Below are 20,069 nucleotides of genomic sequence, written 5' to 3' on the forward strand. Positions count from 1 at the left end.
TAGGAACATGTCCTGTGCGTGCGGAGCTAGAGACGAACGTTGTATTTCGATGCTCTGTGTGGTAAAATACCGTCTGGATTTAAGCTTGCAAGGAGATCGGGGATGGAGCTTTGGGACGATAGCAAATGCTTCGCCTGTGGCAAGTCGAACCCTATCGGTTTAAAGCTGGAGTTTGAGATATCGGAGGGAGGGCGTAGGGTGAAAACCGAATGCCTTCCCAACCCATGGTTCCAGGGGTGGTCGAATATAGTCCATGGAGGGATAATAGCCACGATACTGGATGAGGCGATAAGCCGAATCGGGACCGTCATCTGGGGCGCTTCACTGACAGCTTATCTTCAGGTGAGGTTCAGAAAACCCGCGCCTGTAGGTGAAAAGCTCTACGTGGAGGCAGAGGCCACGAGGATCAGGAGCAGATTTGTGGAGGCGAAAGCCCGGATGAGCCTTGGCGACGGGACGATCGTCGCCGAGGCGATCGGCAAATGCGTGAATCCTATGGCTAAAAACGCCGGCTCCTCCCCCGTTGAGAGGTAGGAGGATGGACCCGAGGTATATGGTCAACTTCGACTCCGAATCCGGCCCTCGCCTCCAAACCGATATCCTGGTGATCGGCAGCGGCGACGCCGGACTGAGGGCGGCCATAGAGGCGGCGGGAAGCTGTAAGGTGACGGTCGTAACGAAGGGCGATATCAAAGACAGCAGCACAGCCCATGCCCAGGGCGGAATAGCGGTCGCCCTGAGCGAGGAGGATACGATCAACTCGCACGTCGAGGACACCTTGATGGCCGGAGATGGTCTCTGTAATGAGGCGGCCGTCAAGGAAATGGTGCGTGAGGGAATAGATAGGGTCAGGGAGTTGATAGGGTGGGGGGCTCACTTCGACTCCGAAAACGGCAAGCTTTCTTTTGGCCTTGAGGCCGCCCACCGAAGAAGGAGGATCATCCACGCAAGGGGAGATGCAACCGGCGAGGAGACGCAGAACGTACTGGTCCAGCGCGCCGCAAACACACCCAACATCGAGTTGATAAAACATACCTTCGCCATCGATCTGATAACGATTGACGATAGATGCTGCGGCTGTGTGGCTTTGTTTCCCGACGGACAGATAGGATGTATATTCGCCCAGGCGGTTATCCTCGCCTCAGGGGGATTGGGGCAGATATATAAATACACGTCCAACCCGGATGTCGCCACCGGCGACGGATACGCGATGGCATATAGGGCGGGCTGTGTTTTGACCGATATGGAGTTTGTCCAGTTTCACCCGACGGTGATGTGTCTCCACGGGGCGCCGAGATTTCTCATATCTGAGGCCGTTCGCGGCGAAGGAGCTATCCTCGTAAACTCAAAGGGCGAAAGGTTTATGCCCAGATACGATCCCAGGGCGGAACTGGCCCCCAGGGATATCGTTAGCAGAGCGGTCTGGATTGAGATGCACCGCACGAAAAACGAGTGCGTCTATCTCGATGTGACCCACCTCGATCCGGAATTCGTCAAAAGGAGGTTCCCGACCATATACAGGGCCTGTTCGGAGATGGGATTGAACATAACGACCGATCTGATACCCGTCCAGGCAGCGGCCCATTTCATGATGGGCGGCGTTAAGACGGATCTTAGATCCACCACGTCGCTGAAAGGCCTGTTCGCCTGTGGAGAGGTGGCCTGCACCGGTGTTCATGGGGCGAACCGATTGGCGAGCAACTCGCTCCTTGAGGGACTGGTCTTCGGAAAACGAGCGGGCTCAACGGCAACCAGATTCGTCGCCGAAAACGGTATTGAACTCGACCGCATTAAGGTCTCCTGGCATAAGACGAAACCGGAGGGGGAGATCGAGGTCGAAAAGGCCGTAGAGGAGATAAGAGACCTGATGTGGGGGGCGGCGGGGATCATCAGGGACGGCTCCACCATGCGAAAGACATTGGAATACCTCGCCGGCCTGAACTATACCCCTCGCGATATGAAGAGGGAGGCGTTTGAGCTTTGTAATATGTTGCAAAACTCGAAGCTCATCCTTCATGCTGCTCTGAAGAGAACCGAAAGCAGAGGAGCTCACTTTCGATCCGATTTCCCCGAGAAGGACGAGGTAAACTGGAGAAAACACATATGCATACAAAGGGAGAACGGGGAGGTTAAACTGAGATGTTGCCCAAAGTGAAACTCGGCGAACATGAGATCACCAGGCTCATCATCGGCGGCAACCCCTTCAGCGGCCATTCTCATGTCTCGGGTGAAATGAGCCGGGATATGATCAACTATTATACCGTGGGTAAGATCAAAGAGACGCTCAGGGAATGTGAGAGGCTGGGGATAAACACCTTGCTGGCCCGTGGCGACAATCACATAATGCGTATGCTCAACGAATATAGACTGGAAGGCGGCTCAATTCAATGGATCGCTCAAACGGTCCCTGAAAGGGCTTCCACCAGGAGCAATATCCGCCAGATAGCCTCATATGAGCCGATAGCGATCTACCACCACGGCGGCGCTACGGATAGGCTCTTCAAGGCGGGGAAGCTGGATGAGGTCAACGATCATCTCAAGTTCATACATGACCTGGGGTTAACGGCTGGATTAGGAACACATGACCCGGATGTCGTCAGATATGCCGAGGAACACGGTTTCGAGCTTGATTTCTACATGATATCATTTTATAATCTCACCGAGCGCGGCGAAGTATATCTGCCCGAGGACAGGGAAGCGGCCTGCAGGGTGATACGTGAGGTGGATAAGACCTGTCTGGCCTTTAAGATCATGGCGGCCAGCAGAAACGATCCCGTGGAAGCCTTCCGCTATGCGTTTGAGAACATAAAATCCAAAGACGCCGTGGTCGTCGGGATGTTCACAAAATATAAACCCGATATGATCCGCCAAAACGTGGAATTGACCCTGAGATTCGCCGGAGGTGGAGGTTGATTAAAGCCATCGCCTGGTTGATATCGATCATGTCGATCCTGATTCTCATCGGATGTGCCTATTCCCCATCCGGTGAACCTCAATCCTCACATCCATCCGAGGGCGAGGAGGTTCAAACCAAAAGTGGAAGGCTTCAAAAGGATGAGATATGGTCGGGTGAGGTATGGATATCCGGCGAGCTGGTGATACCGAGGGAGGTCTCCGTGACGGTCATGCCCGGCACGCTTGTGAGGTTTAAATCAGATGGAGGACGTCCTGGGAAGATAGTGGTTGAGGGCTCATTTTATGCCCAGGGGAATCCCGATCGTCCGATTATCTTCAACTCGTTGTCGTCCTCCGGGGGGTGGGATGGGATATTCTTCACCAAACAGAGCATGGGCTCGGCGCTCAGATCCTGTATCATACAGAACCACAGGCAGATATACGTCAATACCGACGCGGTGAGGATAAACGACTGTGTGATCAACGGCGCCGAGGAGGCCGGGATCGTGGTGGATGGGGTTTCACCGAGGCTGACCAACATCAGCGTCAGCCAGAGCAGCACCGGCATCTACTGTCTTAACGGCGCTTCACCCGAGATATCCCAGTCCTCCATAACCATGAACGGCTATGGGATCGTATGCGAATCGGGCGCTTCCCCTATTATCTCCAACAGCGTCATAGCCAACAATCGCATGCACGGTGTGGTCTGTTACTCCGGTTCCTCTCCAAAATTGGTCTCCAACAATATCGTTCACAACGGTGGCTGGGCCGTATACGGCGGCGGCAGGCTGATCGACAACTTCATAATGGGAAACAACAGACGTCCGCCGGATGAGGTCGAAACTGAGACGGGCCCTACCGGCAAGCAGTATCAACAGGTGGAGGAGATATCCGGCATGCGCACCTCGCCGATCCCGTATGCCGGGATCAGAAGGGGGGAGATGTGATATTTCGAAATGCGAATTGCGAATTTAAGATGATTCGGTGGGATATCCATGTATGAGGAATACTGGGGGCTGAGGGAGAAACCATTTGAAAACACGCCTGATCCGCGCTTTTTCTTCAAAACGCCCTCTCGTCAGATGGCTTTCCTCAAGCTGCTCTACGCCATCAGCGAGAGAAAGGGCTCTCTGATCGTGGGGGAATACGGCTGTGGCAAAACGCTCATGACAAGGGCTGTGCTCCAAGAGCTGGAGCCCGGCAGCTATGATCTCGCTTTAATTGTCAATCCTAATATGAAGTCGGAGGAGCTTTTAAGGCTGATACTTTACGAGTTCGGCGTGGAAACCAGTTCATCCGACAAAGACGAGCTGATTAAAAGGCTGAACACACTCTTCCTGGATAATTATGAGGCCGAACGCGGGACTGTGATAGTGATCGATGAGGCACATCTTATCAAGGATGAGGATACACTTGAAGACCTCAGGATGCTTATGAACTTCCAGCTCAACGATGTAACCCTCGTCTCGATGGTCTTCGCTGCTCATCCGCAATTCCTCAGGAGAGTCGATCGAATGCCCCAGTTGAAACAGCGCCTCTCCGTTATCTATCAGCTTGATCCGCTCGGTTTGGAGGAAACACATGACTATATCGTGCACAGACTTAAAGTGGCCGGTTGTTCCAGGGAGATCTTCACCGAGGAGGCGATGAACCTGATATTCCGATCCACCGCGGGGATACCCCGCAGGATAAACAACCTGTGCGATATGTCGCTGCTGATGGGCTTCATCAAGAAAGCCGAGGTCATCGACGAAACGATCGTTGAGGAGGCGATGATATGAGACGTATGACCGACTTGCTGCGGGCGGGGAAAAAAACGAAACGGGAGGACGTGGGGGCAACGGAGGTGGAGGAGAAGCCGGCGACAGAGAAGGCGGAGGAAGCGAAAGCTCCTTCCCGATTCCATTCCGCATTGAACCTCATTCGTGAGGCCTGCTCGAGGGATGAGATCGTTCCGGAGCTTTGGAGGAGAATCACCGCCGCCGCCGAAGCCGTTCTCGAAGATGTCTTGATCTCGCCTGAAACGGCCATGGATTTTATCCTCAACGCCACCATCGAGGTCGAATCATACGTCCACATACATATGCTTAACCTCTCGATACTTTCCTCCTTGATCTGGAAGGAGTTAGGCGGCGGCGAGGTCGCGACGGTCTGCGCTATCGGTATGATTCACGACATCGGTATCTTCGATCTGCCATGGGATCTGATCCACGGCGGACCGATATCCGATCCGGACTCCAGAAGATCGATAGAGGAACACCCCCGTCATACGCTTAGAAGGTTGGAACCTCTGAAGGGAACGATACCGGATGAGATGATAAGAGCCGTCTATCAAGAGCACGAGCGGATCGACGGATCGGGATATCCGGAGGGCGTGGGAGGAGAGGAGATCACCCCTCTGGGCAAGATCATACAGGTCGCCGACCTCTTCGAGGCGATTACCCATCCCAGACCTTATAGAGAGAAGCATATGGAGCCCTTCGAAGCGATGTGTCATATCGTAGGAGAGGTTAAGGAGGGGAGACTCGATAGGGAAGTGGTCAAGCGGTTTATAGATCTGGTTTCCATGTATCCGGTGGGAAGTTTCGTCGAGCTGAGCGATGGCAGGATCGGTAAGGTTATATCCGCCAACAGGGGAGCACCGTTCCGACCGCGGGTGGCGTTTGAGGAAGAGACGGAGATAATCGATCTCATGGAGAGACCGGATCTATATATCAGACGACAAATCTCAACGCCAGCCTTATGATCTCCTCAACTCTGGCCTCTCTGCCCAGAATCTGGCTCGCCTGATAGACGGCACTTTCGGCCACCCTTCGATTTGATCCCAACTCCACGAGGGCTGCTATCGCCTGAGCTATTCTGTCCGCCTCCCTCTCGATCTCGCCCTCGGTCTCAGGAAGGGATTGAACCTTATCCTTGAGTTCCAATATCAGCCTCTGAGCCGTTCTGGAGCCGATTCCGGGGGCTGATTTCAGCGTCCCTACATCTTCCTTCAGAATGGCCGATCTAAACTGAGCCGGGCTTATCTTCGACAATATCCCTAAAGCGGCTTTCGGGCCCGCTCCCGAAACGGTCAATACCAGCCTGAAGACAGCCAGCTCGTCCTCCGTCAGGAATCCGAACAACGACATCTCGTTCTCCCTGACGAGCTGATGCGTATACAGCTTAACCGGATCTCCCACGCTTGGAAGCCCTTCGTAGGTGGATATCGGGATCAGTATCTCATAACCGATCCCGTTGACGTCTATTATGACTCTGTTCGGTTCCTTTCGTTCGAGAATCCCCTTGATGAAAGCTATCATGGCGGTCGACAGCTTAGAACTTCCTCTTCAGTATCTCGCCTATCACTATGGCTCGACGTATGGTCTCCGGCGTGAGCTCAAATCCGGCGATGCGGATCGGCGGTCTGGTCGGCTCGGATACGGGCTGTCTCTCAGGTTTCTCCTCTTCGGGAACGGGCTTGAACTCATCATCCGTTTCCTGCGGCATGGGAGTGGGCTCCTGCTGTGTTGGTTTCTCCTCCTTCATAATTCGGTATAACCTCCCTACGTGGTGGAGATGGCCCTGCCGGAGCGGAACGCCTCGGCGATGGCCCTTGGCACCTCGGCCTGCGCTTCGGCGACCTTGGCCCTCATCCTCTGCGCCAGTGCCTTCATCTCCTGTTCCCTGGCATGAGCCATGGCCAGTTTCTCCTCAGCCCTTGCCCTTGCGACGTTCAGATCAGCCTCCGCTCGATCTATCAGGAGCTTGGCGCCGATGTTATCGCCGATATCCACATCAGCTATGTCTATGGAGAGTATCTCGAAGGCCGTCTCTGCGTCCAACCCCTTTTCGAGCACCGTTTTGGATATGATGTCCGGATTTTCGAGCACGTCCTTGTAGGATTCGGCGGAACCGATGGCGGTGACTATCCCTTCGCCGACTCTGGCGATTATGGTCTCCTCGCCGGCACCTCCGACGAGTCTATCTATATTCGCCCTGACGGTGATCCGTGTGGTGGCCTTCACCTGGATACCGTCCTTTGCGACGGCGGTTATCATCGGGGTGGTTATGACCTTGGGCGTCACGCTCATCTGCACCGCCTCGAACACATCCCTGCCCGCCAGATCTATGGCGGCGGCGCGCTCGAATGTGAGCGGTATCCCGGCCTTATCGGCAGCTATGAGGGCGTTGACGACGTTTCCCACCCTGCCGCCGGCCAGATAATGGGCCTCCAGCTTGGGGATGGTCAGATCGAGGCCGGCCTTAGAGGCGCTTATCATCGCCTTAACTATCGTCCCCGGCGGCACCCTCCTTATCCGCATCGCCACCAGATCTCTGAAGGGCTTGACCTTCACGCCGGCGAACTTGGCGGCTATCCACAGCGGCACCGGCACCGCCCAGAGGAAGATTACCAGAAAGAGGATAACGCCTATGAGTATCAAAACTGCGATCGCTGCCATCCTTTTCCCTCCTTTAAACCACCGAGTATTCGGTTTTCCTCTCCCCCGCGCCCGGAGCGCTGCTTTCAGCTATAGCCTTCCGCATCTCGGTATCGGCCATGATGTTTCGCATTCGGTAGTAGTCCATGACGGAGAGTTTGCCCGATCTAAAAGCCTCGGCCATCGCCAGGGGTATCTCCGCCTCAGCCTCGATGATCTTGGCCTCCATCTCCTGGGTGAGCGCCTTCATCTCCTGTTCCTCAGCCCTCGCCATCGCGCGACGGCTTTCGGCCTTTGCCTGTGCTATGCGCATATCCGCCTCCGCCTGCTCCGTGCGCAGTCTCGCACCGATGTTCTTCCCGACATCCACATCGGCTATGTCTATGGAGACGATCTCAAAGGCGGTTCCCGCGTCCAAACCTTTCTCCAGGACGGTTTGGGAGATCTTATCCGGATTTTCGAGCACCTCCTCATGTGACTCGGCCGAACCGATGGTGGTGACTATTCCCTCGCCGACCCGCGCTATGACCGTCTCCTCGCCTGCACCTCCAACCAGCTTGTTTATATCCGCCCTGACCGTCACGCGGGCGGTGGCTATTACCTGGACTCCGTTCTTGGCCACAGCCGCTATGGGTGGGGTTTTGATCACCTTCGGGCTGACGCTCATCTGCACCGCCTCCAGCACATCTCTGCCCGCCAGATCTATGGCGGCGGCGCGCTCGAATGTGAGCGGTATCCCGGCCTTGTCGGCCGATATGAGGGCGTTAACGACCCTTGTGACGTCCCCTCCTGCCAGATAATGCGCCTCGAGTTTATCCTGATCGAGCATCAGGCCGGCTTTCGCCGCCGTTATCCTGGCGTTAACGATCTCCGATGCCGGCACCCTGCGAAGTCTCATAGCTATCAGATCGCCGAATAGCCTGACCTTCACCCCCGCGAACCTCGCCGTTATCCACAGCCCTAAAACCTGAGCGGCCATCACAAGGATAACGAGAATCACAACGCCGGCTATAATCCCGATCAATATAATCAGATTGGCTGGCATGAAACACCTCATCACCTATGTTATCTTCCCAGGGGGCTTGTTATACCTGGGAACAGTCTAATTTTACACCATCCTTTCCCCCGTTTCAAGGATAAAATCGCTTGAAATACCGATAGATCCAATGCTATAATAGGCTAGCAGGAGGTAAAAGATGAGCCGGATGAGAGGTTTGCCCTTTTTATCGAGCATCTTGATACTCCCCTTCGTCGCCATCACGGCCTTTTCGGGCGAACTGGAGGACTATAAGTTCGCCTATGAGCTCTATAAAAACGGGGCCTATGATCTGGCCGAGAAGAACCTGCTGAAATTCGTCCAGGATTACCCCGAAAGCTCTAATGCCGACGATGCCCTGTTTTTGGCTGCCGATTGCGCCTTCAAACTTCATAGATTCCACGACGCCATAAGGTATTACAAACAACTTGAGGCGGATTACCCCTCCAGCCCGCTGAGGCTCGACGCCGTTCGAGGCGTGGCATTGAGCTGGTTCCAGCTTGGGAGATATGAGGAGGCGATAAAAGGTTTTGAAGAGGTGCTCAAGAGGGCAAAGGACCCAGCCGTTATCTCCTCATCCCTCTTCTGCATAGGCGAATCTCACTTCAATTTGGGCAATTACGCCAGAGCCGTCTCATATTACGACCGGCTCCTGACCAAATATCCCAAGGCCGCTGAGAGGAAATCGGCCCTTTATTCGAAAGGTTGGAGCCTATATCATCTTAAAAGCTACAGGACGGCCTATGATACCTTCAGGATGGTTGTCCAGGAGTTTCCCGAAAGCGACGAGGCGGCCGAATCGGCCTACAGGATGGCCGAATGTCTCTTCGCTCTCAAGAAGTGGGATAGGGCTGCTGAGGCATATAAGACGGTCATATCCAGATACTCCTCCAAGTCGAAATGGACACAGCTGGTGGCCAACGCCAATTTCAGATTAGGCGAGTGCTATTTCCAGATGAAGAGAATGGACGAAGCACGCAGACAGTTCGATCTATTGCTACATAGATACCCTACGATGGAGGATGTCGCCGCCGATGCCCAGTTCTGGATAGCCGAGGTGTTGCTCTCACAGGGCAAGTTCACCGAGGCGATCCACGAGTACAACAAGGTTATAGAGCTCTATCCGACCAGTAAGGTCGTGGATGATGCCAGATACGGCATCGCCTTCGCCTATTTCAGACAGGGCGATTATAGGGAGGCTTATAGGCAGTTCAAATTGGTCGCCGAGGACCCGACCTCAGAGCTGGCTGATGCCGCGAGGTTCTACATGGGGGAATGTCGTAGGATGGACTCTCAGTATAACTCGGCCATACTGGAATATAAGCGCGTCAGCCGCAGATCGGAATACGGGGATGACGCCCTCTTCGGCATAGGTTCCTCATATTATAGCCTGCGCGATTACAAATCCGCCGTATCGGCGTTCAAGGATCTGCTGAAAGTTTACCCTAAGACCCCGCTTCGGCCGTATGCCCTATTTCAGCTCGGACTGGCCTATTTCAGCGGCGGGGATTATCGTAACGCCGCCGAGACCTTGGAAACCTTTCTGAAGGAGAACCCGGACGGAATCGGAGCAAAGGCGCCCGCCGACGAGGCGCTCTACTGGCTCGCAAGGGCGAAGTTCGAGATGAAGGAGTATCGAGGGGCGATCGATGCCTGTCGGCAGATTATAAACCGGTTTCCCCACAGCCGTTTCCTCTATAAGGCCCATTTCTTCCTGGCGGAGAGCTTGTATTGGCAGGGGGATTACGCCGAAGCGCGTAGGGAATATGAAAGCATACTCAATGAGTTCCCGAACGGCGAGTGGAACGATAGATGTCAGTATGGGATCGCATGGACGTATTTCTCCGAGGGGCAGAGTTCCAGCTCATCCTCTCAGCGCAGGGCTAAATTTCAGGCCGCCCTCAAGGCGTGGAGGAAAGTGGTGGAGACCTATCCTCAAAGCCCTCTCGCCGATAAATCGCAATACTATGTCGGGATATGTCTGATCAACCTCAAAAGGTACAGGGAGGCGCTGGATGCCTTCAAGATCATCCCACTCAAATATCCGAAGGGCGATTGGGTGGATAACGCCCTTTACAGGATCGGCTGGGTGCTCTACAAGATGGAGAGATACGATGACGCAATAGAGGCTTTCACCAACCTGCTTAAAAAGTTCCCATCGACACCTCTGGCGGCACAGGCGATCTTCGGCGTCGCCAACAGCTTCTTCAAAAAGGGCCTTTACAGGGAGGCGATAAAGCAGTATCAGATCATAGTCACGAAATATCCCAATCAGAAGATGCAGGTCCAGGAGGCAGGCGAGGAGAAGATGGTGGATCTCAGACCGGAGGCTCAGTACGAAATCGCCGAGTGTTACTATAACCTGGGGGAATACAGAAAGGCGATTGAGAACTACCACAAGCTGGTGGAACTGTTCCCGAAGAGCGAGTGGGCGGATGATGCACTCTACGCCATAGCCTCATCATATCAACAGCTGAATGACGAGAAGAGGGCCACAGCGGCCTATCAGGAACTCCTGCGCAGGTATCCTCAGAGGGAACTGGCGCCCGATGCCCTGCTCAACGTCGCCATTTCATATTACGACTCCGGGAACTACCAGCAGGCGATAGCCGAGTTTCAAAAGGTGGTTGAGAACTATCCGCGCTCCGATGCCGCGGATCAAGCGCAGTATAACATCGGACGTAGCTACTACAAGCTTCGATCCTACGACCAGGCCATAGAGGCCTTCGGCAAGGTGAATCCCAAAAGCGAATACGGACCGATATCCCGATATTTCATCGGCTGGTGTCTTTATGATCCCAACAATCCGAGAAGGGATCTCAAAAGGGCGATAGACGCTTTCCAGAAGGTGGTGGCGAGATATCCGAAATCGGACGAGGCCGCCAGGTCCCTGTTGGCCATCGGCAGATGTTATGAGGAGATGGAACAGCTGGATAAAGCCGTTCAGATATACTCCACCTTGGTCGAGAGATATCCCAAATCGCCGCATATCGAGGCTGCCCTTCTGGCGATGGGTATGGCGCTCCACAAACAGGGCAAAAACGCCGAGGCCATCTCCGTCTTCGATAGGATATTGAACGATAAGAGAGGACGATACAGCGATGATACGAAGATCTCCGCCCTGCTGAATAAAGCCGAATCGCTTTATGACCTCGGCAGATACGCTCAGGCGGCCGAGACATATCTGAAGATGGCCCTGGTCTATGATCGGATCGACCCGGATGACGCCCTCATCGCCCTCGTTCGGGCCGGGAACTGCTACGAGAAGCTCCAGAGGTGGGAAGATGCCAAAACCTGGTATAGACGGGCGGTGCAGCAATACTCCAAACATCCCAAGAAACGGAGCTCCTGGAGTAAGACGCTCAAGCATGCTCGGGATAGATTACGGGCACTGGAGAGCCTCTCCTCCTCATCCCCGAGGTGATGTATGGTGATCGTGAGAAGGTTTCTCCTCACGTTAGCTCTCATTATAGGATGGTCTCTGACCTCTTCATTTTCGTTTTCTCAGGAGCAAAATACCGGTGAGAAACTGAAGGCGGAGAATCTTCCGGAGAGAATCGAGGCGAGGATAATAGATGTGACCAGGATATCGCTCACACAAAGGCCGCCCTTCACCGATAGCGCACTGCCCGATATACCTAAATACTTGGTGGTCTATCCCAAAGAGAAGGTATGGAACCTACCCGGTTTCCTCTCGCCCAAGAAAATAACCAGGCGTATAGGAGGCGATCATATCGTTCGTCTCATCTCAGCCGATCTGTTCTCAGGAGCGCCGGGGGGATTTAGTTCGGAAGCGATCGCCCTCAAAGAGGTGAAGGACGTAGCTGGCGCCCTGAGGATCAGGTGGTTTTCACTCGGCAACACCAGGACTAAGGATAGAGGGAGATATAACCTTCTGGATATGTCAGCCCATGGAAGGATAAAAGAGCTCAGCTCCGATCTGAGGTATGATGTCAAGGAGTTAGGATGGCTTAAAGTCGGAGACAAAGGGGTGGCGAGGCAGGACCTTTCACACCTGAACCTCTACGCCGGTTTGAGACGGAGGACGTCGGGAACCACGACGTCAACCTTCAGAATTGAGCTTGATCGAACAACCATGAGCGGAGAATGGGGGATTGAAAATGAAAGCACCGACGTGGGATTTAAGGTGGATGTGGACACCTCCTATCCGTTCCTCAATCCGATCAAACTCGGATTTTCGGGAAGATACATCTCCTCGCGCCTGGGAGAAACGGAATCCCAGATAGGTGCTTTCAACATGTATTTCCGCGATAACTTCGAAAGGGTGGGACCTTTTGTCCTCAGCATCGGATTGAACCCCTATCTGTACGGCGAGCCGGATGGGAGCACGAGGTTCTCCTTAAATCCATCGATGGACGCCGTGACCCTTCTGGGCGAGATCACCCTCTTAAGGTTGAGGGCGGAATGGGGGAGAGTGATTTTGCCGGCCGGAAATGATATCTTCAGCAGGGATTTTACGGCATTGAACCCGGAGCTCAGGGCCGAGAGGATGAGTGAGATCGCTTGGGGGTTCGAGCTCAGACCTGAAAACGCCTCGCTTTCCGCCGAGGGATTCTATCTGCTCCGCGATGATATGCACGTGCTCAGTAGGATAAAAGGAGATGTGCTGGCCTGGAGCCCGATAAACCTGAACGCGCGGATATTCGGTTTAAGGTTGAACCTGAAGGCTGAACCAGCGGAGGGGGTCGAAGCTCAGGCGAGATATACTCACGAGTTCCACAAGGTAAGCTCTGCCGAGCATATACCCTATCGCCCTGAGGACAGACTTGAGTGGGAGATCTCCTATGAGACTTCCGCTGGCATGAAGTTGAATCTGGGAGGTGGTTTCATCGGTAGAAGATATGTGGATAGGGACGGCGATAGGGCTTTAGATGCCTATGCCGTCTTTGATCCCTCTCTGAGTTTCCCCCTGGGGATGGGTATCTCCGGCTTTCTGCGCGGGAAGTTCTACACCGGCAGGGTGCAGGCCATGGAGGGATATGAATTGCCTCAAACGACGGTCGATTTCGGGGTGAGGGTGAGATTTTAGCCATGAACGGAATAATTGAGATGATCCGGGGTGGGCTGGAGCAGATAATAAATGCCGGATGGCTTATGGCGGTGATCGGCGTTTACTCGATGATCTCGCATGCCGTGATCCTGGAGAGGGCGATCAATTTGAGACGAAGCAAATTGATCCCGGCCCAGTTCATAGCCAGGATATATAACGTGCTTGAAAGGGGTAGTCCGGAGATAGCGATAGCGTTATGCGATAAAAGGCCTGGCCCCTTGACTAACATCATCAAAGCCGGTATAATACATCGACACTACGATGAGGAGAGGCTTAAGAAGGTCGTCCACTTCGCCGGGCTCCAGGAGAAACCGAAGATCGAGAGGTATCTCTCTCTGCTGGGCGTCATTCCGCCGCTCGCCACATATACGGGACTGTTGGGCACGGTTATCGGGATGATCCGCTCCTTCGGGGCGCTGGGGATGATGGACATATCGATCAATGCCGAGGTCAATATGGCTAAAGGTATATCTCAATCCCTCATGACCACGGCCGCGGGGTTGGTGGTGGCCCTTCCGGCCTTCATAGCTCATCAGTATTTCTCAAACCGTGCCGATTCTATCCTGCGCGAGATGGAGAGACATTCGATGTCGCTGGTTAAGTTCCTCGTGTCGGCTGAAGCCAAATTCTTGGGAGAGTTCGAGGAGATAGGGGGGGATGAAGATGTTTAAATGGAGTCTAAAGACGTGTCTGTTTATAGCCTTCATCGAGCATATCCTTCTTACCATTGTCTTCGCCATGGTCATATACACCAAACCGGCGGAGAGGGAGGAGTTCGAGAGGCCGATAGAGGTGGATATCATCCAGCTTCCCCAGATGCCGGAGAGGTTGGAGATGACTCAGTTCCAATCCCTCCAAAAGGTGACCGCTGAAACGCCGGAGAAGATACCGGAATTCAAGGGCAGAGATGTGATAAACAGGGTTCTGGGATCGGTGGAAGGAGATCAGAGGTTCAGAACGAGGTTGCGTTCGCCCGCCTCCGAGCTCAATCCCGATCGGTTCACGCTCGATCTCTCACGATCGCGGCGGGCCATGGAGGGGATCGAGCGAGGAGCAGATACGACGTTGAAGGTTAAAGAGATCCTATCGCCCGATAGGGAGAGGATACCGATTCCCAGACGGTCCGAGGGCGGAGAGAGCAGGATAAGCATGAGCCCTCCTCGGGGAAGCTTCACGACCCGTATCTCCCAACCTTCTTCCCTGAGCCCGAAGGTCGGGGAGCCCGCCGGATTGCCGTTCGAGATCAGAGGGGAGGTGATCGGAAGGGAACTGGTCTACATGCCGCCTATACCCGAAGCGCCCAGCAAGGAGGTCGGAGAGGTGGTTCTAACCTTCTGGGTAACTCCTCAGGGTGACGTGTATAAGGTGCAGCGTAAGAAGACGGCGGGTGACCCGAAGCTTGAAAGGATAGCCAGGGAATGGGTGAGCAGGTTGAAATTCGCCCCCCTGGAGGGACGGGTTGAGCAAAAACCCCAATGGGGTGAGATAACCATCAAATTTTTAAGAAAATAAGACAAAAGGAGGAATCCAGAGATGTCCCGAAGAATTCTTCTCATTCTGATCCTCGCTTTCGGGGTGATCCTTTACGGGTGTTCGATGAAAGGGGCTATATTCCAGAACGCCGAAAATGCCTTCGATCGCGGGGATTATGCTGAGGCAAAGAAGCTTTACACCGAGGTAATACGGAAATATCCCGGCTCCGAGTTCGCCACGAAAGCCAAATTCAGGCTCGCTCAGATCTGTGAAAAGGAATACGATTGGGATAACGCACTCAAATACTATGAGCAGGTTACGAAGGAGGTCAAAGGGGGATATCTGGACGCTCAGTCCAGAAGCAGGATGGCCCTCATCAGAAAGGCCCGTCAGGATATAGCCAAGGCCAAATACATATACGATAACAACCCCGGCAGCGAGAGGGGAAACAGAGCCGCCGCTCAGGCGCTTTACGATATGGCTCAGGCCTACGAAAGGCTGGGCCAGTATGAAAAAGCCATCGAGACATACGAGAAACTGCTGAAGGAGTTCCCGAAATACAAAAACGCAGATCAGGTGCAGTATCAGATCGGGATGATATATTTCTACAAGCTATATGACTACGGAAAAGGATGGAAAGCCTTCATGAAGGTCATCAAGAACTACCCGGATTCGGATCTCGCCAAGGCTTCCGACAGATTGTTGAAGAAGACGCAGAACACGTTGAACGAGATAGCGGCGTTGATAGAGGACGTCAAGAAGATCCGAAACGAGGTGGCGATGAAGTTCGAAAAGATGGGACGACATGTGAGCCAGGCCGATAAATACAGCATCCACGCCGAAAAGGCCGCTCAGGACTACATCGGAATCGCCGAGGGATGGAAGAAACTCAAGAACTATCCCAACGCCATAAAGGCCTATAAGGAACTGGCTGACGAGATCCCGTTCGGACAGTGGGCTCCGAACGCCCTGTTTAACGCGGCGAAGCTGTATCAGGAGATGGGCGATTACGAGATGGCCGTCAAGACCTATGAAGAGCTCTTTAAGAGATACCCCCACTCCTTCAGAAGAAACGACGCGATATACAACGAGGCGATATGCTACGAGGCGATGCGTGAGTTCGCTAAGGCCTATGACCTGTATAAAACCTATATCTCCCTCGATGACACCGATGAGAACAAGCTCAGAAGGGCTGAGGAGAAGGTGGCACAGTGGGGATATGATGAGGACGGAGACGGATTCCCCTTCTATATGGAGGCGCAATACGGAACCTCCGATAAGGACCCAACCTCGTATCCGGAGAAAAAATAAATTTATATTGAAGGGGCGGCACACGTGTCGCCCCAATCCCAGATCTTTCGGATATGATCTTAAGATATCTCATCCCAACCCTTATGATTCCGCTTTTATCCCTGACCTCCTGCTCCTACATGAGAGGTCCATCCCCTGCCGTGATGTCCGACGCCCGAATGGAAATAGCCCTTGCTGAGCAGGTGGATGCCTCTACCTTCGCCTCAAGGGAGATTGATGAGGCGAGGATACTCCTCTCACAGGCCGAGAGGGCGGCAAGAAGGGGAGATGAGAAGGAAGCTGAACGCCTGGCGGAGAGGGCGCTTCTGACGGCGAGATACGCCAGAATTCTGGCCTCTTACAGAAAGCTGAAAAAAGAGGTCGAAAGGGAGGAGATCGAGCTTCAAACCCTACAGAGGGAGGTTGAATCCGCTAAGGTCAAACGTCAATCGGCCGAGGTCGAGCTGAGGAGATTGACCAGGGGGGGAGGTGGAAAATGAGATCCCGCCTCCTGGTCCTTTTGCTTCCCGCCCTTATAGCAGGATGTGCCGCCAGAATCAACCCCGTGATGATTCAGAGATCGATCTCCGACGCACAATCGGCCCTGAAAGAGGCGGAGGATGCCGGCGCATCGGAGTACGCCTACGCCGAATACACCAGAGCGAAACAGTTCCTGGATGAAGCTCTCAAGACCTCAGATCCCGTCCGCAGGCTCGATCTGGCGCGGAAAGCCTCTCTACACGCCAAAATCGCGGAGGCGAAATCGAGATATCTCTCAGCTCAAGAGAGGCTGGACGGGATCAAATCCGAAAGGGTGAAGCTGCTCATAGATAAGATGGCTGAACAGGTGGCGGAAGCCCAGGCAAGGCGATCTATAGCCGAATACAAAATGCGAAAGGCGGAAGAACGGGCCAGGATCGCCCAGGAGGAGGCCGCCGAGGCGGAAGCTAAAGCAGAGGCCGCTCAGAGGGAGATGCTCAGGAGGATCGCCCAGGGTAAGGCGGAGCTTGCCATTGCCAAAGCCGAGCTGGCTCAGGGGGTGGCTCAGGATGTAGGAGCTGAGAGATATGCCGCGGATCTCTACGGCCAGGCATCCGTCAAATTGGATGCCGCCAAAGAAGCTCTGGCCTCGGAGAGGTTCGATGACGCTGTAAAGTTCGCCTCTGAGGCGGAGGCGAAGTTCAAGGAGGCGAGAAACTCGGCAATGACCCTCGCAAAGGCGCAAAAACGCAAGGTCGAACTCTCACAACAGCAGCTATACTCTGAAGCCTTCGCCTCGATCGGCAGGGCAGAGCTGTTGCTTCAAATGGCCCGATCCTTCAACGTCCAGAAATTCGCGCCGCAAAAGCTCAAAGATGCTCGACTGAAGCTCGATAAGGCGAAAAAGGCGATCTCAGAAAGAAAATACGATGAGGCGAGAAATATCGCCCTCGAGGCGGAGAAATCGGCGCTCGCCGCACAAAAATTGGCCCAGATCAGGTGGAGGGAGGAACAGATAAGCCTTTCAGGCGAGGAGCTCGAAGCCTTGGCGAAGGACGCCGTGTTCAAAGCCAAAACGTCGATGGACGAAAATCCGGATTTGAAGAAACTGAGCCCGGATCTATATCGAGCCGCTGATGATCTCCTCTCTCAGGCTGAAAAGGCGATCGAGGAACGGGATTATCAATCCGCCCTGGTCTTCGGATCTCAGGCTGCCGCTCTCATCGAAAACGCCAGGAGGAGATGGACGGAGCTGGAGAAGAAGGAGTCGGAGATGATCTCAAAGCTCTCCAAAATCGATAGATTCCAGGTTCTAAGGGATTCAAAGGGCATCCTGGTCAGGATAAGCGGAGACCTGTTCGCCCCCGGTGGAAGCAATATCAACTCGAAATACAGGGGATCTCTCAGGAAACTGGCGGAGGTTCTCAAGGGATATCCTCAGTTTACGGTTCTGATCGAAGGCCATACCGACAGCATAGGAGAAGCCGAGGATAACCTCAAGCTCTCCATCGCAAGGGCGGTGAAGTTCAGGGATTTCTTGGTTAAACAGGGGGTCGAGGGCCCAAGGCTGATACCCATCGGCTACGGAGAATCCAGACCGATAGCTTCTAACATAAACGAGGCCGGACGGAGGAAAAACAGAAGGATAGACCTCATAATCCTCACCCGCTCTTCGCTTTGATCTCCCCCTTCACCTCATTTATGAGCCTCTGCAGGTTTTGTCTGACCTTTTTCTCCGAGACCATGTCACGTAATCTCTCGAAATCCTCCAGCGCCTTTTCAGGCGATCCCTCCTCATAATATATCATACCCCTCAGCAGGTAGGCCTCCTTATAGGTGGGATCGATCGATATGGTTTTGTCCATCTCCTTCAACGCCTTATCCCACATCTTTTCCCTATGGAACTCAACCCCGCGCATGTAATGCAGATCGGCCTCCGATTCGAAAGCCGGTCCCCCGAAATTCAGAAGGACACCAAGCGCGATGGATGTGATGAAGATGGCAAGCTTCACCTCCGGCAGCATCTTCCTGAGCTCTAGCGCTTTCGGGTCTCCTATTAAAAATCTATCCACCATCTCTATTCTCTTCTCCACGGAAGGATGGGTGAGCGTCAGTTCGAAGATCCTCCTCATGACCTTAGGCATGTAATTCAGCTCAGCCAGCTTAAGCAGGGAAACCTTGAAGCTTATGGGATCTCCGGTGACTTCCACGGAGTAGATATCGGCCTGATGCTCCAGCCGCCGGGATAGATATCTGAAGATGAGGACGAAGTAAAGGTAGAAGAAGATGAGGGTTGAGAGGGCATCTATCACGGGCCCTTCGCCCAGCAGGTCCTTCCATATCGGGGCCAGATAGGCGTAATAGAGGATCGCCGCCAGGAAATAGGTGAGCGAAAAGCCCATATATATCCACATATGTCTGTGCTTTATATGGCCGAGCTCATGAGCCACAATCGTCCTTATCTCCTCAGGGTGGAAGTTCTCCAACAGGCAATCCGTCAGGAAGATCTTTCGCGACCAGGGCAGTAGCCCTGCCACGCCGGCATTAGCTATCCTCGCCCCGCCGGTATGCCACACCATGATCTCCTTAAAAGTCACCCCTGTTTGTCGGGCTAGGTCGACGAGCATCTCCCTCAGGTGTGGATCCCGCAGTGGCGTGGCCCGCCATATCCCCTGGAGGATCTGTGGCGCTTTGATGTAGAGGGCGACTATCAGCAAAACCAAAACCAGCCAGTAAAGGTAAGGGTTATCTATGAAAAAAAGCCGAACTTGAAGAGGACAGCGGTCTATCAGGTCGTTTACGATCATGTAGGCCAAAAGCGGGAAAACGGGCAGGATCAGAAACTTCGCGTTCACAGACAGATACTCCCTCCTCCTCCACTCGCTCGTCCTTACCCTCCTTTCGACCTCATACTGCGCCGCTCTGATGAGAAGCATGCCGGCTAGAAGGGGCAGGATGGCGAATAGCTTTCTCGTATACGGGATAGGTATAAACCTTAACAGATCGTCGATAGCGAGCGGTAGCTTAAGGAGATATACCGTCAAACCGAATCCACCGAGCAACATCAGCTCGAAGGCCAGGAACGACCGTCTGATGAGGAAAAACCTTCTAGCCGTCACCTCTTCCGTCCTTCGCGAAAGCCATCTTCCCCAGAGATACGCCAACCCGCCCGGAAGAAGCGCTAGGGCCAATCCCACCCATAGGGAGGAGCGATTCGGACTCTCCAACATCGCCAGCGTTCCCTCGTCGAAGGAGAAGAGAAAGATCAAACCGGCTATCAGGATTATGCTTACCTGTCCCAAGTTCCCCTCCTGGATTATCCGATGAAAAGAGGTTAAGGCTGAGGTTAAGGTTGAGATTCTTCCTCTTAACCTCAACCTAAACCTTAACCTGTTTCGGGTGA

18 protein-coding genes are annotated in these 20,069 nt (G+C 53.8%); 13 read left to right on the plus strand and 5 right to left on the minus strand.

Annotated elements, in window-relative coordinates; genetic code table 11:
* The first annotated feature begins 102 nt into the window (after positions 1-102).
* Genes J7M22_12260 through J7M22_12285 form a run of 6 tightly spaced genes read left to right on the plus strand, consistent with a single transcriptional unit; the run spans position 103 to position 5,641 of the window.
* Positions 103-534, plus strand: coding sequence for a PaaI family thioesterase (locus tag J7M22_12260; protein MCD6507379.1), 432 nt, complete (start codon positions 103-105; stop codon positions 532-534).
* Positions 535-538: 4 nt separating this feature from the next.
* A complete protein-coding gene (gene nadB, locus J7M22_12265) occupies positions 539-2,155 on the plus strand; it encodes an L-aspartate oxidase (GenBank protein MCD6507380.1) in 1,617 nt (538 codons plus the stop codon).
* Positions 2,140-2,913, plus strand: coding sequence for a hypothetical protein (locus J7M22_12270; GenBank protein MCD6507381.1), 774 nt, complete (start codon positions 2,140-2,142; stop codon positions 2,911-2,913). The genes nadB and J7M22_12270 overlap by 16 nt, the downstream gene beginning before the upstream one ends.
* The gene (locus tag J7M22_12275; GenBank protein ID MCD6507382.1) at positions 2,910-3,842 is read left to right on the plus strand and encodes a right-handed parallel beta-helix repeat-containing protein; all 933 of its coding nucleotides are present in this window, start codon (positions 2,910-2,912) and stop codon (positions 3,840-3,842) included. The genes J7M22_12270 and J7M22_12275 overlap by 4 nt, the downstream gene beginning before the upstream one ends.
* Positions 3,843-3,890: 48 nt before the next feature.
* A complete protein-coding gene (locus J7M22_12280; GenBank protein MCD6507383.1) occupies positions 3,891-4,676 on the plus strand; it encodes an AAA family ATPase in 786 nt (261 codons plus the stop codon).
* Positions 4,673-5,641: an HD domain-containing protein gene (locus tag J7M22_12285; GenBank protein ID MCD6507384.1), complete on the plus strand. Its 969-nt coding sequence runs from the start codon at positions 4,673-4,675 to the stop codon at positions 5,639-5,641. The genes J7M22_12280 and J7M22_12285 overlap by 4 nt, the downstream gene beginning before the upstream one ends.
* On the opposite strand, the gene ruvA is transcribed toward J7M22_12285, so the two are convergent.
* Genes ruvA through floA (J7M22_12305) form a run of 4 tightly spaced genes read right to left on the minus strand, consistent with a single transcriptional unit; the run spans position 5,610 to position 8,361 of the window.
* A complete protein-coding gene (gene ruvA / locus J7M22_12290) occupies positions 5,610-6,197 on the minus strand; it encodes a Holliday junction branch migration protein RuvA (GenBank protein ID MCD6507385.1) in 588 nt (195 codons plus the stop codon). The two genes, J7M22_12285 and ruvA, sit on opposite strands and share 32 nt — an antisense overlap.
* 13 nt (positions 6,198-6,210) lie before the next feature.
* Positions 6,211-6,423: a hypothetical protein gene (locus tag J7M22_12295; GenBank protein ID MCD6507386.1), complete on the minus strand. Its 213-nt coding sequence runs from the start codon at positions 6,421-6,423 to the stop codon at positions 6,211-6,213.
* 17 nt (positions 6,424-6,440) lie between these two features.
* The gene (gene floA / locus J7M22_12300) at positions 6,441-7,337 is read right to left on the minus strand and encodes a flotillin-like protein FloA (protein MCD6507387.1); all 897 of its coding nucleotides are present in this window, start codon (positions 7,335-7,337) and stop codon (positions 6,441-6,443) included.
* 13 nt (positions 7,338-7,350) lie between these two features.
* Positions 7,351-8,361, minus strand: coding sequence for a flotillin-like protein FloA (floA, locus tag J7M22_12305; protein MCD6507388.1), 1,011 nt, complete (start codon positions 8,359-8,361; stop codon positions 7,351-7,353).
* Between the two features lie 151 nt (positions 8,362-8,512).
* Between floA (J7M22_12305) and J7M22_12310 the strand changes: the two genes are divergently transcribed.
* Genes J7M22_12310 through J7M22_12340 form a run of 7 tightly spaced genes read left to right on the plus strand, consistent with a single transcriptional unit; the run spans position 8,513 to position 18,347 of the window.
* Positions 8,513-11,776: a tetratricopeptide repeat protein gene (locus tag J7M22_12310; GenBank protein ID MCD6507389.1), complete on the plus strand. Its 3,264-nt coding sequence runs from the start codon at positions 8,513-8,515 to the stop codon at positions 11,774-11,776.
* Positions 11,777-11,779: 3 nt separating this feature from the next.
* Complete coding sequence (locus tag J7M22_12315; GenBank protein ID MCD6507390.1) at positions 11,780-13,402, plus strand: TonB-dependent receptor; 1,623 nt, start codon at positions 11,780-11,782, stop codon at positions 13,400-13,402.
* Positions 13,403-13,404: 2 nt separating this feature from the next.
* Positions 13,405-14,094 carry a MotA/TolQ/ExbB proton channel family protein gene (locus J7M22_12320; protein ID MCD6507391.1) on the plus strand — a complete coding sequence of 230 codons (690 nt, stop codon included), beginning with the start codon at positions 13,405-13,407 and terminating at the stop codon, positions 14,092-14,094.
* Positions 14,081-14,935 (plus strand): energy transducer TonB, encoded by an 855-nt coding sequence (locus J7M22_12325; protein MCD6507392.1) that lies wholly within the window; start codon positions 14,081-14,083, stop codon positions 14,933-14,935. The genes J7M22_12320 and J7M22_12325 overlap by 14 nt, the downstream gene beginning before the upstream one ends.
* A 21-nt stretch (positions 14,936-14,956) precedes the next feature.
* Complete coding sequence (locus J7M22_12330; GenBank protein ID MCD6507393.1) at positions 14,957-16,207, plus strand: tetratricopeptide repeat protein; 1,251 nt, start codon at positions 14,957-14,959, stop codon at positions 16,205-16,207.
* A 53-nt stretch (positions 16,208-16,260) separates the two neighbouring features.
* A complete protein-coding gene (locus J7M22_12335; GenBank protein ID MCD6507394.1) occupies positions 16,261-16,686 on the plus strand; it encodes a DUF4398 domain-containing protein in 426 nt (141 codons plus the stop codon).
* A complete protein-coding gene (locus J7M22_12340) occupies positions 16,683-18,347 on the plus strand; it encodes an OmpA family protein (GenBank protein MCD6507395.1) in 1,665 nt (554 codons plus the stop codon). The genes J7M22_12335 and J7M22_12340 overlap by 4 nt, the downstream gene beginning before the upstream one ends.
* Here J7M22_12340 and J7M22_12345 read toward each other — a convergent pair.
* Complete coding sequence (locus J7M22_12345; protein MCD6507396.1) at positions 18,328-19,968, minus strand: M48 family metalloprotease; 1,641 nt, start codon at positions 19,966-19,968, stop codon at positions 18,328-18,330. The genes J7M22_12340 and J7M22_12345 overlap by 20 nt on opposite strands.
* Positions 19,969-20,069: the final 101 nt, after the last annotated feature.

The sequence above is a fragment of the Candidatus Poribacteria bacterium genome, assembly GCA_021162805.1.
Classification (GTDB): domain Bacteria; phylum Poribacteria; class WGA-4E; order B28-G17; family B28-G17; genus JAGGXZ01.

What these genes read in the sequence shown, in the direction of transcription:
- J7M22_12330 (MCD6507393.1), top strand. Translation starts at nt 14,957, where the DNA reads ATGTCCCGAAGAATTCTTCTCATTCTGATCCTCGCTTTCGGGGTGATC.
- ruvA (MCD6507385.1), bottom strand. Translation starts at nt 6,197, where the DNA reads ATGATAGCTTTCATCAAGGGGATTCTCGAACGAAAGGAACCGAACAGA.
- J7M22_12325 (MCD6507392.1), top strand. Translation starts at nt 14,081, where the DNA reads ATGAAGATGTTTAAATGGAGTCTAAAGACGTGTCTGTTTATAGCCTTC.
- floA (MCD6507387.1), bottom strand. Translation starts at nt 7,337, where the DNA reads ATGGCAGCGATCGCAGTTTTGATACTCATAGGCGTTATCCTCTTTCTG.
- J7M22_12260 (MCD6507379.1), top strand. Translation starts at nt 103, where the DNA reads ATGGAGCTTTGGGACGATAGCAAATGCTTCGCCTGTGGCAAGTCGAAC.
- J7M22_12285 (MCD6507384.1), top strand. Translation starts at nt 4,673, where the DNA reads ATGAGACGTATGACCGACTTGCTGCGGGCGGGGAAAAAAACGAAACGG.
- J7M22_12320 (MCD6507391.1), top strand. Translation starts at nt 13,405, where the DNA reads ATGAACGGAATAATTGAGATGATCCGGGGTGGGCTGGAGCAGATAATA.
- floA (MCD6507388.1), bottom strand. Translation starts at nt 8,361, where the DNA reads ATGCCAGCCAATCTGATTATATTGATCGGGATTATAGCCGGCGTTGTG.
- J7M22_12335 (MCD6507394.1), top strand. Translation starts at nt 16,261, where the DNA reads ATGATCTTAAGATATCTCATCCCAACCCTTATGATTCCGCTTTTATCC.
- J7M22_12315 (MCD6507390.1), top strand. Translation starts at nt 11,780, where the DNA reads ATGGTGATCGTGAGAAGGTTTCTCCTCACGTTAGCTCTCATTATAGGA.
- J7M22_12270 (MCD6507381.1), top strand. Translation starts at nt 2,140, where the DNA reads ATGTTGCCCAAAGTGAAACTCGGCGAACATGAGATCACCAGGCTCATC.
- nadB (MCD6507380.1), top strand. Translation starts at nt 539, where the DNA reads ATGGACCCGAGGTATATGGTCAACTTCGACTCCGAATCCGGCCCTCGC.
- J7M22_12310 (MCD6507389.1), top strand. Translation starts at nt 8,513, where the DNA reads ATGAGCCGGATGAGAGGTTTGCCCTTTTTATCGAGCATCTTGATACTC.
- J7M22_12295 (MCD6507386.1), bottom strand. Translation starts at nt 6,423, where the DNA reads ATGAAGGAGGAGAAACCAACACAGCAGGAGCCCACTCCCATGCCGCAG.
- J7M22_12280 (MCD6507383.1), top strand. Translation starts at nt 3,891, where the DNA reads ATGTATGAGGAATACTGGGGGCTGAGGGAGAAACCATTTGAAAACACG.
- J7M22_12340 (MCD6507395.1), top strand. Translation starts at nt 16,683, where the DNA reads ATGAGATCCCGCCTCCTGGTCCTTTTGCTTCCCGCCCTTATAGCAGGA.